At 58.5% G+C, this 14,120-nt stretch carries 12 protein-coding genes and 1 other RNA gene; 3 read left to right on the forward strand and 10 right to left on the reverse strand.

Annotation, left to right across the window (positions count from 1 at the left end):
* Nucleotides 1-22 precede the first annotated feature (22 nt).
* The 9 genes from ACQAYK_RS05755 to ACQAYK_RS05795 form a co-directional block, all read right to left on the reverse strand.
* Nucleotides 23-1,957, reverse strand: coding sequence for a PrkA family serine protein kinase (locus tag ACQAYK_RS05755; RefSeq protein ID WP_215871431.1), 1,935 nt, complete (start codon nt 1,955-1,957; stop codon nt 23-25).
* A 305-nt stretch (nt 1,958-2,262) separates the two neighbouring features.
* The gene (locus ACQAYK_RS05760) at nt 2,263-2,544 is read right to left on the reverse strand and encodes a hypothetical protein (protein WP_215885785.1); all 282 of its coding nucleotides are present in this window, start codon (nt 2,542-2,544) and stop codon (nt 2,263-2,265) included.
* Between the two features lie 71 nt (nt 2,545-2,615).
* A complete protein-coding gene (locus tag ACQAYK_RS05765; protein ID WP_215871478.1) occupies nt 2,616-3,725 on the reverse strand; it encodes an ABC transporter permease in 1,110 nt (369 codons plus the stop codon).
* Complete coding sequence (locus tag ACQAYK_RS05770) at nt 3,725-4,840, reverse strand: ABC transporter permease (RefSeq protein ID WP_215871477.1); 1,116 nt, start codon at nt 4,838-4,840, stop codon at nt 3,725-3,727. The genes ACQAYK_RS05765 and ACQAYK_RS05770 overlap by 1 nt, the downstream gene beginning before the upstream one ends.
* Complete coding sequence (locus ACQAYK_RS05775) at nt 4,837-6,591, reverse strand: ATP-binding cassette domain-containing protein (protein WP_215871476.1); 1,755 nt, start codon at nt 6,589-6,591, stop codon at nt 4,837-4,839. Before ACQAYK_RS05775 ends, ACQAYK_RS05770 begins: the two co-directional genes overlap by 4 nt.
* 3 nt (nt 6,592-6,594) lie before the next feature.
* Nucleotides 6,595-7,629, reverse strand: a complete 1,035-nt coding sequence (locus tag ACQAYK_RS05780; protein ID WP_215871475.1) for an HlyD family secretion protein — start codon at nt 7,627-7,629, stop codon at nt 6,595-6,597.
* 215 nt (nt 7,630-7,844) lie between these two features.
* Entirely contained in the window at nt 7,845-8,315 is a 471-nt protein-coding gene (locus ACQAYK_RS05785) for a VOC family protein (RefSeq protein ID WP_215871474.1), read from the reverse strand.
* Complete coding sequence (locus ACQAYK_RS05790) at nt 8,312-8,809, reverse strand: arsenate reductase ArsC (protein WP_215871473.1); 498 nt, start codon at nt 8,807-8,809, stop codon at nt 8,312-8,314. The genes ACQAYK_RS05785 and ACQAYK_RS05790 overlap by 4 nt, the downstream gene beginning before the upstream one ends.
* A gap of 22 nt (nt 8,810-8,831) precedes the next feature.
* On the reverse strand, nt 8,832-9,149 hold the full coding sequence (locus tag ACQAYK_RS05795) for an ArsR/SmtB family transcription factor (RefSeq protein WP_215871472.1): 318 nt from the start codon (nt 9,147-9,149) through the stop codon (nt 8,832-8,834).
* Nucleotides 9,150-9,252: 103 nt separating this feature from the next.
* Between ACQAYK_RS05795 and ACQAYK_RS05800 the strand changes: the two genes are divergently transcribed.
* Nucleotides 9,253-10,569 carry an arsenic transporter gene (locus tag ACQAYK_RS05800; RefSeq protein WP_215871471.1) on the forward strand — a complete coding sequence of 439 codons (1,317 nt, stop codon included), beginning with the start codon at nt 9,253-9,255 and terminating at the stop codon, nt 10,567-10,569.
* 14 nt (nt 10,570-10,583) lie between these two features.
* On the opposite strand, the gene ACQAYK_RS05805 is transcribed toward ACQAYK_RS05800, so the two are convergent.
* Nucleotides 10,584-11,888 (reverse strand): HDOD domain-containing protein, encoded by a 1,305-nt coding sequence (locus ACQAYK_RS05805; RefSeq protein ID WP_215871470.1) that lies wholly within the window; start codon nt 11,886-11,888, stop codon nt 10,584-10,586.
* A gap of 432 nt (nt 11,889-12,320) precedes the next feature.
* Between ACQAYK_RS05805 and ffs the strand changes: the two genes are divergently transcribed.
* Nucleotides 12,321-12,417, forward strand: an RNA gene (gene ffs / locus ACQAYK_RS05810) — signal recognition particle sRNA small type.
* Complete coding sequence (gene dnaX, locus ACQAYK_RS05815) at nt 12,405-14,117, forward strand: DNA polymerase III subunit gamma/tau (protein WP_255790250.1); 1,713 nt, start codon at nt 12,405-12,407, stop codon at nt 14,115-14,117. The genes ffs and dnaX overlap by 13 nt, the downstream gene beginning before the upstream one ends.
* Nucleotides 14,118-14,120: the final 3 nt, after the last annotated feature.

Raw genomic sequence — 14,120 nt, forward strand, 5'->3', positions numbered from 1 at the left:
CCCCCCGAGCCCGATCATGGGCTCAGTGATGTTTGCGGTACCGCATGTACCAGTCGACCAGGAGGCGTACCTGCTTTTCGGTATAGCCTTTGGCGGTCATCCGGCTGACGAAATCCTGATGTTTGCGCTCTTCCTCGGACGAGCTTTTCTTACCGAAGGAAATCACCGGCAGAAGATCTTCCGTATTGGCAAACATTTTTTTCTCGATCACCGAGCGCAGTTTCTCATAGCTGGTCCACGCCGGTCCGACGCCATCATTAGCCGCTTTGGCGCGCAGAACAAAATTCACCACCTCATTGCGAAAGTCCTTCGGATTGACAATCCCTGCCGGCTTTTCGATTTTTTCGAGCTCCTCATTGAGCAAGGATCGATCCATCAACTGACCGGTGTCGGGATCGCGGTATTCCGTGTCTTGCAACCAGAAGTCGGCATACTGGATGTATCTATCGAAAAGATTCTGCCCATACTCACCATAACTTTCCAGGTACGCCTTTTGGATTTCGAGACCCAGAAATTCCGCATAGCGGGGCGCCAGTTCGGTCTTTAAAAATCCGATATAGCGGCCTTCGATGTCCTCGGGAAATTGCTCCAGACGAATCTGGGTTTCCAGAATGTGGAGCAGGTGCACGGGGTTGGCGGCGACTTCATCCGCGTCGTAGTTGAAAGTGCGAGACAGGATTTTATAGGCAAAGCGGGTGGAAATCCCATCCATGCCTTCGTCCACCCCCGCCGCATCGCGATATTCCTGCAGACTTTTGGCCTTGGGGTCTTTGTCTTTCAGGCTTTTGCCGTCATAGATCTCCATTTTGGACCACAAGCTGCTGTTGCCGGGTTCCTTCAATCGGCTCAACACAGAAAAGCGCGCGAGCATGTCCAGGGTATCCGGGGCGCAGGGCGCACTTCCCAAGGCACTGTTTTCCAGCAATTTATGGTAGATTCGGGTTTCTTCGGTAACCCGTAGGCAGTACGGTACCTTGACGATGTATACCCGATCGAGAAAGGCCTCGTTGCGGCGATTATTGCGAAAAGCCGACCATTCGGATTCGTTGCTGTGGGCAAGGACAATGCCCTGGAAGGGCATGGCACCGAAACCCTCGGTACCATTGTAGGTGCCTTCCTGCGTGGCGGTCAGCAGGGGGTGTAACATTTTGATCGGCGCCTTGAACATCTCGACAAATTCTAAAACCCCCTGATTGGCGACATTGAGGCCGCCGGAGTAGGCGTAGGCATCAGGATCGTCCTGCGAGAAGTCCTCGAGCTTGCGGATATCCACCTTGCCGACCAGGCTGGCGATATCCTGATTGTTCTCATCCCCGGGCTCGACCTTGGTAATGCCAATCTGGTGTAGCTGTGAAGGCATCAAGCGGTGGACGGTGAACTTGCGAATGTCACCGCCAAATTCGCGCAGGCGTTTGGCCGCCCATGGGGACATCACCCCTTGCAGGGCGCGTCTGGGGATACCGAAACGGTCCTCCAGAATCTCTCCATCTTCTTGGGGATCGAAGAGGCCAAGCGGGGACTCGAAGAGCGGCGAGACCTTGCCATCAGCGGCAAGGCAGTAGATTGGATGCTTTTCCATGAGGCTTTTCAGGCGTTCCGCCAGAGACGATTTGGCGGCACCGACAGGACCCAGCAGATAAAGGATCTGCTTGCGTTCTTCCAGACCTTGGGCGGCATGGCGAAAATAGGCCACCAGATTCTCGATGGCGTCTTCGATACCGTAGAAATCTTCGAAGGCGGGATAGGTGAGGAGCTTGCGATTGAGGAAGATCCGGGCCAGGCGGGGGTCCGCCTGGGTATCCAGTACCCTGGGTTCGCCAATCGCCGCCAGCATCCGCTCGGCCGCGCTGGCATAGGTCAATGGCTCTTTGGCGCAGAGGGCAAGGTACTCATCCAGAGAAAGGATACTCTCCTGCTGACGCAAGAAACGCTCTTGATACTTGTCGAACAGACTCATCTGCCACTCTCCTTGCCCGTGGGCTTATGGCAACCAGACTACTCCTTAGACGTCGGGATGGAAGCAACGTTTCCTCATCTCTCCGCTTCGTCAGTGGTTCAGCATATCTTGTGCCAGACAGCTTGCACCGCAAGTGGACCCCATTATTGGGCATTGTTGTCTTTGCGAAGTCCTGAGGAAGCTGGTTCTGTGCGTTGTTGGACAGTTTGTGATGTTTTCTGCGCCAAAACTGTGCGCCCCTGGACAATATCTGCACCAATCAGGTGCAGCTGGCGAGCAGTAGCCGCCCAGTTTCCAGAATGGCGTTATTGATCGCTATCCCGTTCTCTGGGCAAGTACTCCGGACGCCGTCGGATTTCGCGATACTCGGCGCGGATGCTGCCATCTTCATGCAGGTCGCGCCGACTACGCAAGCGCCAGCGCCGCCAAGTCAGCCAGAGACTGCCAACGACTAGCGCCAGCGCGAAAAGCGCGGCGAAAATGGCAAAGAAGAGGATGGCGACAACGAGCAGGACGGCAACGCCGGCAGTGATGCCGAGCTTTTGCCACCAGGTCAGATTTTTTGTGCTGACGATACGTACTTGCATTGCGCCCCCTCGGATGGATTCTGTATTTGGGACCGTGGCGGAGGGGAATCGTTCCCTCGGTACCGACAAGATCAGTGCATACGATGGCGAAAGAGCCAGCTCGCTGCCGCCATGGAGGCGAGAGCGATCAGTGCCAGAGGCCAATACTGGTTCCAGAGCAGGGAGATGTTGTCCCCCTCGAGAAAGACTCCGCGCACGATCACCAGAAAATAGCGCATGGGATTGAGATAGGTCAGGTCCTGCACCAATGGCGGCATGTTGGCGATGGGGGTGGCAAAACCGGAAAGGATGATGGCGGGCACCAGAAACAGGAATACTCCGAGCAGGCCCTGCTGTTGCGTCAGGGACAACGACGAAATCATCAGTCCGATACCCACGGCGGCCAGCAGGAACAGCAGGAGACCCAGTGCCAGAGCGGGGATGCTGCCGAGCAACGGCACCTGGAACCAGAACACTGCCACCAGACTGATGAAGGCAGCCTCCAACGCACCGATGATGATACCGGGTAGAGCCTTGCCCAGGAGGATCTCTCCCGGCGTCAGCGGGGTGACCAGCAATTGATCAAAAGTCCCCTGTTCCCGTTCCCGCGCGACCGAAAGACCGGTTACCAGGAGCGTTACCACCAGGGTCAGGAGGGCGACGATGCCAGGGACGATGAACCATCGGGACAAGAGGTTGGGGTTGAACCAGGCACGCACCACCAGTTGCGCCGGTGGGCGACCCCATTGCTGCGCTGCCGCCCAACGATTGTCGAAGGATAGCAGCACACTATTGACATAATTTAACGCCAGGGTGGCGGTATTGGAATTGCGCCCATCGATGATCACCTGCAGCGGGGCCTGCTGGTGGCGTAACAGGTCGGCGGTAAAGTTGGGACCGATCTGCAGCACCAGCAGGGCCTTCCCTTGCTCGATCAAAGGGGCGATCTGCCCGGTGCTATGGAGCACGGCGACTTGGCGAAAGGCATGGGAGCCCTGAAAATCGCCGAGCAATTCCCGTGACGCAGAACCCGTATCCTGATTGTAGACGGCATAGGGGATGTGGTTTAGATCGAAAGTCGCCGCATAACCAAAAACCAGCAGCTGGATGAGGGGCGGGCCGATGAGCACCAACCGGCTCTTTTTGTCGCGCAGGATGGCAAGGAACTCCTTGATGACGAGCGCCCAGATTCGTGCCAGCATCAGTCCAGTCTCTTGCGCGAGCGCAACAGTGTGATACCCAGAAAAAACATCGCCATCAGCAGCAAGGCGAGGCTGTTCCAGAGGACGATAGGCCAGACATCGCCGGCCAGAAAGATCGTCTGCAGGATGCTCACAAAATAGCGGGCGGCAACGATGTGCGTTATGAACTGGATGGGCGCGGGCATCGACTGGATATCGAAGATGAAGCCCGAAAGAATGAAAGCAGGCAGAAAGGTGACGATGATGGCGATTTGCCCGGCCACGAATTGATTGCGGGCAACGCTCGAGATCAGCAGGCCCATGCCCAGCGCCGCCAGCAGAAAGAGCGATGAACAGAGCAACAACACCCAGAAGCTCCCGACCAGCGGTACGGCGAACAGCCAGACGGCGAGCGCCACCGAGAGTAGCATGCCGCCCATGCCGAGCAGAAAATAGGGAATCAGCTTGCCCAGAAGGATCTCCGCCATGGTCACCGGGCTTGCCATCAGCGCCTCCATGCTACCGCGCTCCCATTCCCGGGCCACTACCAGGGCAGTCAGCAGTGCCCCGGTGAGGGTCATGATGACAGCGATCAGGCCGGGTACCAGATAGTCGCGGCTCCGCAGGGCGGGATTGAACCAGATCCGGCTTTCCACCCGAACGGGGACCAGCAAAGGCTTTCCAGCATCTGCAGCGGTCTGTTGCAGCCAATTCTGCCAGACCCCCTGCAGATAGCCTTCTACGATGCGCGCATCATTGGCATCGACGCCGTTGACCAGAACCCCGATGCTCGCGGTGTTTCCCTGCAGGACCTGGCGGCTGAAGTCCCCACGCAGCCAGAGGATGGCGCTGACCTGGCGGTCGAGGAGGGCGTGCTGGGCACGCTGTATGCTGTCATATCGTTGTGGGCGAAAATACGGCGACTCCTGTAGACCGCCAACGAAGGCGCTAGTCTGCGGGGTTGGATGGTCGACGACCACGGCCACCGGTACATGCCGGGCGTCCAGTGACACCCCATAGCCAAACAAAAACAGCAAAAACATGGGCATGAGAAAAGCGATGGCGATGGCCGACGGATCGCGCAGGATCTGGAGAAACTCCTTGTGGATCAGTGCCCGCAGGCGCTGGAGACTCATGAAGCCCTCCGGATCTGGCTCTCGTGCGCTTCGATCAGTCGAATGAAGGCGTCTTCCATGCTGGGACTGGGATGTTCAGCGTCCCGCGCCTGGCTGCGAATCTCCTCCGGACTGCCTTGGGCGAGGACTTCTCCCAGGGACATCAGAATCAGGCGGTCACAGTATTCGGCTTCTTCCATGAAGTGGGTGGTGATCAGTACGGTGACCCCTGCTTCCGCCAGGCCAGTGATGCGCTGCCAGAACTCCCGACGGGCCAGGGGATCGACGCCGGAGGTGGGCTCATCAAGGAAGAGGATAGGAGGGCTGTGCAACAGGGCGCAGGCCAGGGCCAGACGTTGCTTGATGCCCAAGGGCAGTTCGTCGACGTTGACGTTGGCATAGTCGTGCAACTGAAATTCCTGTTGAGCCCAGTCGATTCGCTGGCGGCGTCGGCTACTGCGCAAGCCGTAGGCCGCCGAGAAAAAGGCCAGATTCTGCGCACAACTCAGGTTGCCATACAGAGAGAATTTCTGCGACACGTAGCCAATGCGTGCCCGCGCCTGACTGCTCGCGCGACGCATATCCACACCGGCAACGCGCAAGCTGCCCGAGGATGCCGGTAACAAGCCGCAGAGCATGCGGAAGGTCGTCGTCTTGCCGGCGCCATTGGCCCCCAGCAGGCCAAAAATCTGTCCTTTTTGCACCTGGAAGCTAGTACCTTTGACGGCCGCAAAGGAACCGAAGAATTTCCCGAGATCGTGCACATCGACTACGGTTTCCGGGGTTTCTGCCCGGCTTGCTGGCCTGCCGTCGGCGGGCGTCTGATTGGGGGGCTCGGCATGGTAGGCCTCGTTTTCTTGTGGGTCGCTCAGCAAATCCACAAATGCGTCGGCAAAGGCCGGTTCGACGGCTTGCCATCGCTCGCCTTCCGCTGCTGCCGCCGCGCCGCTCCGACAGAGTACCCGTACGCCCTCGGCGAGAATGCGGGCATCCTGTACCTCGGGCCGGGCTTGCAACGCCTCGCGTAGTTGCCGTTTGCTGCGAAATTCGTCAGTTACCAGATAACAGCGTCCCTGCAAGGGCGCGCTGAGGGCCTTGGGGGTATCCTTTTTGAGGAGTTTGCCCTGATGCAGCAGGATGATCTCGTCACAACGCTCCGCTTCATCGAAATAGGCCGTACTCAGGAAGATCGTTACCCCCTTGTCACGCAAGCCTTGGACGATCTGCCAGAGTTCGCGGCGCGCGATGGGGTCGACGCCGACGGTGGGTTCATCCAGTAACAGCAGACGTGGCGCGCGCAGGAGTGCACAGGCGAGACCAAGCTTCTGCTTCATGCCACCGGAAAGGGCCCCTGCACGGCGTGTCCGAAAGGGGCCGAGGGCGGTCAGTTTAAGCAAGTCCTGTTGTCGGGTGCTGGCATCCTCTGGACGAATTTCCTGCAGGTTGGCATAGAGGTCCAAGTTCTCCTGCACGGTAAGATCTTCGTACAGCCCGAAGCGCTGCGGCATGTAGCCGATTTCCTGCTGCAGGCTATGGCCCTGGCTGCCGAGGTCCGCACCCAGGACCGTCACGACCCCGCCATCCGGCCGCAGTAAGCCTGCCGCCAGACGCAGCAAGGTCGTCTTGCCGGCTCCGTCTGGCCCTACCAAAGCGGTGATGGTGCCGGGAACCAGGCCAAGGTCGATTTGGTCAAGGGCCTGCACACGCTGTGAACCGCGGGCAAAGCTTTTGCTAACCGCACGAAAAAGCAGGGGGGTATCGGCCGCGGCCACGCTTTATTCCCCGCAAGGATGCGCAGAGAGCGTTTGCGGCGGGTTGTTGCTCAGGGCAATCTGAACGGTTACCGGCATACCCAGACGCAGGCGATGCTCGGGATTGCAGGCATAGACCCGTACGCGATAGACCAGTTCGGTGCGCAACTCCGTGGTTTCCACGGTTTTGGGGGTAAATTCTGCTGTCGGGGAGATGAATCCTACCCAACCCGGGAAACGCTTGCCTGGAAAGGAGTCACTTTCGATCCAGGCTTGCATCCCAAGGCGCACCTGCCCCAGGGACTGTTCGGGGAGATAGGCACGCACCCAGACTGGATTGTCCAAAGCCAGGGAAAATGCCGGGTTACCAGGCGCAACCATGTCGCCCTCTTCCAAAATGCGGTCTTGAATCACACCATCGGCTGGCGCATAGAGCTTGGTGTCATGCAGTTGTCGCTTTGCCAGCGCCAAGGCGGCCTGGTCTGCCTGCAACTGGGCGCGGGCGGCAGCGATATCCTCCGCGCGTGGCCCCTTGATGGTCATGACCAGGGCCTGTTGGCTTTGTTCCAGATTGGCCCTTGCTGACTTCAGCGCTGCGGCGGCATTGTCAGAACTTTGTTTGGAGACGTACTGCTCCTTGGCCAGAGCACTTTGCCTCTGCCAGACCAATTCTGCATTCTGCAGTGTCGCTTGCGCAGCCGCCACCCGTGCCCGAGCCTCGGCAATCTCTTCCGGTCGAGAGCCGGCCAAAAGTCTGGCCAGTACCTGTTTCTGCGCGCTCAGCAAAGCTGTGTCCCGATCCACGACATCCTGATAGCGCGTGGGATCGAGTGCTGCCAGCAGTTGACCGTGCTTCACTCGATCGCCTTCCTGAACCAGAAGGCGCTGAATGCGACCACTGTCATCAAAGGCCACCTGTACCTGGCGAATGTCCACATTTCCATACAGGGTGATGTGGTCGGTAGGGGCTGGACTGCGGTGGAGGAAAAAGAAGGCAATCGCTGCCCCTGCGATCAGCAGAATGATCAGAAGAATCAGGCGCTTCTTGTTGCGGATCATGAAGGTATTCCTTTCTCCAACGCAGTGGGGCGTACGACCGGGCGGCCATGGGTAGATCCCAAGTGCCAATCAAGGAGCAAGAGGGAGAGTCAAGCCATTAACGGCAACCGATGAAAGTATACAAACATCTCAGATGCGCGACCAAGCAGTTTTGCAGACGGCTGTCTGCACAAAACCGGTAGCATTATGGGAATGACAGATCAGAACAGATTCCGTCAGCCTCCGCTTGGTTCGGTTCCAGGCACAAGATAGGTAGGCTCCTGGTCGACAGGCATCCCGGCCAGCTCCTCCGCGCTCATGCGCGCATAGATCTCTATCAAGTACCCCGTTGGATCGCGCAGCCAAAGTTCGTGCAAAGGAGTGCCGCGCCAGGTGCTGCGCGGTGGCTTGACGATCTCCGCGCCAGCGGCCAGGGCACGATGATAGCTCTTGATCACCGCGGCTCGATCTGGCACTCCCAAACCCAGGTGGTAGAGGCTGTAGGTGTCGAGGGCGTTATCCCGGTCATTGACCAGGATGACAAAATTCAGATGCAGGTTCGGCACCAGGAAAGTGCTGAAGCGCTCCTTCCGATCCTTGGGCTCCACTCCAAACAAGTGGGTATAGAACTCCGTGCTGCGTGCCAGATCAGCTACACGAATGCTGATATGAAACTCCAGGCTGCCAGGAACTATGGCTTCCATCATTCATGTTCTCCCAGTCGTCCAATGTTGGCCAGCTCGGAGCGTAGTATCGCCGGGTCTTTGGCCAGCAGTTCAGCAATCGGCAGCGCCAGCAGGGCCTCGATGCGCAGCCGCAAAATCTCATACGCCTTGCGAAAAGCAGCTTCGATTTCTGCCTCTGTACCTACTGCCTTTGCCGGATCTTCTACCCCCCAATGGGCGCGCGGGGCCGGCCCTAGGTAGGCGGGGCAGGTTTCCCCTGCGGCGCTGGCACAGACGGTGATGACGATATCGGGGGTAGTTACCAGATCGTCCCAGGACTTGCTGGAGAGGCCTTCGGTAGAAAAGCCTTCCTGCTGCAGTAGAGCAATGCTGCGTGGATGGACGTAGCCCGTCGGGTGGCTGCCGGCGCTGACGGCATGCAGGCGGCCGTGCGCGAGGCCGTTGAGAATGGCTTCGGCGAGAATGGAGCGGCAAGAGTTGCCGGTACAGAGGAACAGAATTTCAGGAACAGACATTTTGGAGGCCCCCAGGCAAAGATCAACGGCTGCAACTTTGGGTACCGCGACAACAATTTTCGGTGAGATAGGCAATCAGCTCGCGGATTTCTGGCATGCGCGCACGATAGCGCTGAAAACGCCCCTCGCGCTGCACACTCACCAGCCCTGCATGCTGCAGGCTTTTGAGGTGAAAGGAGACGGCATTTGGCGCCTGGATGATGCGCTCGGCAATTTCGCCAGCTACCAGGCCCTCGGGCTCCTGCTCTACCAATACACGAAAGATCTCCAGGCGCTGTGGCGAGGCCAGGGCGTCGAGCTGGGCAACGCGTCGTAGAAGTTCTTCGGAGCTGTCCGTCATCAGGTAATGCGCACTTTACGATTCAATGATATTCGTAGTATTGACAGATATCCGCGTATCGTCAAGACTCTGGTTCTCTGTTTTTATCCTGACGAGGTAGCGCATGCTGGCGCTTGGTATCTTCCTACTCACGCTGATCCTGGTCATCTGGCAGCCACGAGGGCTGAACATTGGCTGGACTGCGTTGGGCGGTGCAGCCCTGGCGCTGGCGACGGGCGTGATTCAGTGGCGGGACATTCCCATCGTTTGGGGAATCACCTGGGATGCCACCTTTACCTTCGTCGCCCTGATCATCATTTCCCTGCTCCTCGACGAGGCTGGTTTCTTCCATTGGGCCGCCCTGCATGTGGCGCGCTGGGGAGGGGGGCGAGGGCACCGGCTATTCCCCTTGATTATTCTCCTTGGAGCTCTCATTGCGGCGATCTTTGCCAATGATGGAGCGGCCTTACTGCTCACGCCCATCGTGCTGGCCATCCTCCTGCAACTCGAATTCAGTCCGGCGGCGACCTTTGCCTTTGTTATTGCTACTGGTTTCGTTGCGGATACTACTAGCCTGCCGCTGATGATCTCGAATCTGGTCAATATCGTCAGCGCCAATTACTTCGACATCAGCTTTGATCGTTATGCATTGGTGATGGTACCGGTGGACATCGTTGCCTTTCTCGCCACGCTTCTGGTATTGACGCTGGCATTTCGCCGGCAGATCCCGGCGCGCTATGGTACGGCTCATCTGCCCGAGCCGCGTTCCGCTATTCGCGATCCCCTGCTTTTTCGTGCCAGTTTCCCCGTGTTGCTGCTGCTATTGCTGGCTTACTTCATCACGGCGCAGTGGAATATCCCGGTGTCCGTGGTTACCGTGGCTGCGGCGCTGGTCTTGCTAACGGTGGCGGGGCGCTGGTGGCGCGGTGGGGCTGGCGCAGAGATCTCGGTGCGCAAGATTCTCTGGGAAGCACCGTGGAAGATCGTGGTTTTTGTGCTCGGCATGTATCTGGTGGTCTACGGTCTGCGCAATGCCGGGCTTACACAGTTGTTGGCGCAGGTCCTGCAGTGGCTGGCTGGGCAGGATCAGATCACCGCGACCCTGGGCACCGGCTTTCTCGCCGCGGCCCTGTCTTCGGTAATGAACAACATGCCGGCGGTCTTGGTTGGCGCCCTGAGCATTCATCAGACAGGTCTCGCGACCAGTCATCCACAGATTCACGAGGCGATGGTCTATGCCAACGTCATCGGCTGCGACCTCGGCCCCAAATTTACCCCCATCGGTAGCCTTGCTACCCTTCTCTGGCTACACGTACTGGACCGCAAAGGCGTCCATATCGGCTGGGGCCAATACATGAAAGCGGGCCTGCTCCTGACGCCGCCGGTATTGATCATGACCCTGCTTGCTCTGAGCGTCTGGCTGCACTGTTTGGGCGGATAGGGGCGATCCCTGCGCTACACAGAAACCAGCAGAAGCTGGAGCTGTTTCCAAAATAGCGCAAATGCTTGACGATTGTCTGGGCCGATCTTGCGTTGGGATAGGGCGCGATCGGCATAGAGCAGGCCGATGACCTTGTCTTGAAAGTGCACCGGCGCCGAATATCCGCCCGAGCCTTCCAAAAAATGGCTGCCGGATTCGTTTTCCTGCAAGCGTAACGGCAGGAATCCGCGAGTGACCAGGCGCAGAGCCTCATCCTCTATAATGGGGGTCTGAGAAAATGCTTGCCGTGTAGCGCCTGTCTGCAGTCGGGGCCGCCAGCCATCGCTTTGTCGGACCAAAAAGGCGCAACGATCAAAACCTCCACCGCGGTGAATCCCGTCCAAAACCGTTTGCAACAGCGTTGGCAGATGGGCTCCCGTTACTGGCAAGGCATGTAGATCAGCAAGAATCTGGACCTGCACCGTCGCGTCCGCCTCACTCCACTGCGGCACAGGGCCTGGTCCGTGATCACCGCTCAACCATTGTGGCGGGATCAAGGACAACGTTCGCTGCCGGTGTTCCTTCAAAGAACGGAGCAGGGCCGGGGTACGCTGTTGAAAAACGGAATTCAACCGCTGCATCCGCTCCTGCAGTGCCGGATAGCGGTTTTCCTCCTGCAGTCGCAACCAAACCTTGGCCTCCTCCAATAGATCAATCTGCGCAACAGGGGACAATTGATAGAAGGATTCGAGGCCCAACTGTTGCAGTAAGGACCGATCCAGTTCTTCAAAAGGAAAGCCCAGTACCTGGCGAGCTGCTTCCGCGGAACTGAGACCTTCCTCTATCTGCGCCAGTACCTCCGCAGCCTCGGGTCCACCTGCGCACCAGAAGGTGATTTGGCCAATATAGTGTAACAAGCCAGCCAGGAAATGCTGTTCTTTTTCACCACCAACCTTTTCCGCCAGAAACTCCGATTGTGCCGCCAGCTCCAGACTTTTTCGGAGAAGATCCAAAACCTGCGCCTGGAACTTCGCCTGGACCGTGTTTTCTAGAATCAATGCGGAGAAACAAAGTAGGCGAACGCGCTCCAGCCCAAGGATGAGGATCGCCTTGGGAATGGTGAGAATGCGCTGCGAGTTCGGATTGAAAGCCACAGAATTGACCATCCGCAAGACCAGCGAAGAAAAAGCAGGGTCACGGCTGATCAATTGGCCGATCTCCGTCAAAGAGCGCGACTCGTTCTGCGTTGCAGCCAATAGCCGCTGTACCGTTGCACCAAACAAGGGCAGTTCTTGCTGGGTTAGTTGTGCCGCCCAGTCCTGGACACTACGTTTATGCAAGAACTCTCTCCTTCCAGCTGTTCGTCCCAAAAGAATGTTTGGCTTTAGTTAGGCGTTATGGGCCGGGCGCGCAAGCATCCACGAGCTGTACTTGCTTGCACACGCGCTGGCGACGCTCCGTTTTCGCATCATCCGGCGAATTGTTGCCCGTAAGGTGGGGAATACAGTCGAACCGATGGGGGCAATTCACCATGGCTCCTGTAGCAATTTTCCGAGTGGCAAAGGCCAGGTACGCCTTCCCTGTTGGCGGGTGCGGGGAAATCTGATAGTGTCCGCAATCGAAGAGGAGATGATTTTGTCACTGGCAAGGGTAAGCAAGCGTTTCATGGAATTCCTCGTAACTCATTGAGTAAATATTGGATATTGAAATTTATGGGTGAATTCCAGCCTCTCCTCCAGATTCCGCAGCATAGTTTTCTCTATGGCGACAAAGATCGGTCCCCTCGCAGTGGTAGGTGATGAACCCCGTCAGGCCCGGAAGGGAGCAGCGGCAGTCACTGATCCAGGTGCCGGGGTGTGGCTGGTTGGCGTCGCCTCCCTATTGATCGACTGATGGCTGGCGTTTACCAAGCCTTGGCGCGACGCTGGCGACCGCAATCCTTTGCCGACTTTGTCGGCCAGGAAACGGTGGTCAAGTCCCTGCGTCATGCCCTGGATAGCGGGCGTCTGCATCACGCCTTTTTGTTTACGGGTACGCGCGGAGTGGGCAAGACCACCCTGGCGCGCCTGCTGGCCAAATGCCTGAATTGCGAGCGAGGCGTCAGCAGCGAGCCTTGCGGCGAGTGCAGCGCCTGTAAGAGCATTGTTGCTGGAAGCTTTGTCGACCTGCTCGAAGTGGACGCCGCCAGCCGTACGCGGGTGGATGAAACCCGCGAGCTGCTGGATAACGTGCAGTATGCCGCGACCAATGGGCGCTACAAGGTCTATCTCATCGACGAAGTTCACATGCTTTCCACCCACAGCTTCAATGCCCTGTTGAAGACCCTGGAAGAGCCCCCCGAGCATGTAAAGTTTCTCTTGGCCACCACAGATCCGCAGAAGATCCCGGCGACCATCCTGTCGCGTTGCATCCAGTTCCATCTGCGCCGCCTTGAAGCGCCCCTGATCGTGCAGCGGCTGCGCCAGATCCTCGTGGCTGAGGGAGTAGAGGCTGCGGATGATGCCCTGGAGGCCCTCGCGCAAGCCGCAGATGGCAGCTTGCGCGATGCCCTGAGTCTGACCGATCAGGCCATTGCCCAAGGCGGCGGGCGGGTGGACGGCGACACGGTTACTGCCATGCTCGGTCTCTGTCCTGGGGAGGTCGCCACGAGTTTTCTCATCGCCCTGCTGCAGCGCGACAGCGGCCAAGTCTTTGCGTTGCTGCGCGAACAGCAGGCGCTGGGGCAGGACGCCGCCGCGCTACTGGATGCCATCATTGAGGAGCTGCATCGCTGCAGTCTGGCGCAGTGGCTTCCGGAGCAGCGCGGGGCCTTGGCAGCGCAGTTGCGTGATCTCGTGCAACAGGAATCCCCCCTGCTGCTACAGTCCTGGTACCACATTCTTCTTACGGCGCGGCGGGATTTTTCCTTATATCCCAATCCGCGTATGGCCATCGAGATGGCTCTGCTCCGTCTTCTCGTCTTCCTGCTTCCCGAAGGGCCGCCAGAGAGAAGCAAGAACGTGGCCGAGCCGAGAGAGCCGAATCCTGTCGCAGCAACGCGAGGTGCCGCGGCCGATTTGCCAACCGATAATCGGGCAACAGCGCCCGCGGCCAAACTGTTGCCCACGCCAGAGGCGGTAGAACGCGAAGAGGCGCCGGAAGGACGCGCACCGGAGGCTCCGCTCCTGCATGCCGATCCGCAACGTGCCTGGGAAGAGCTTCTGCCCAAGCTGTCCTTGAGCCCTTCTCTGCGCGAATTTTTACGGCACAGTCGGGCACTGCGTTGTGATCGGAGCGCTCTGGAACTCGCCCTCGATCCTGCCTATGAGTCTTTGCTGCGTAAAGAGGAGGGTACTCTGCGCACGGCTTTGCAGAATCACTGGCAGGCCGCCACGGATCTGCGGCTGACGCTACTGGATTCCAGTGCGGCGAAAGGGACTCTGGCGCAGGAGGCGACGGCGCGCGAACAGGCGCGGCGGGCGGAGATCGAGGCGCGCGCCCTGGCCGACCCGCGTCTCAAAGAGTTTCAAGAGGTCTTGCAGGCGCGGGTACTGCGGGTAGAGATCATGGATCAGGCGAGCAATTCTTAGTGG

It is taken from the genome of Acidithiobacillus sp. AC3, assembly GCF_050261095.1.
Classification (GTDB): Bacteria; Pseudomonadota; Gammaproteobacteria; order Acidithiobacillales; family Acidithiobacillaceae; genus Igneacidithiobacillus; species Igneacidithiobacillus copahuensis.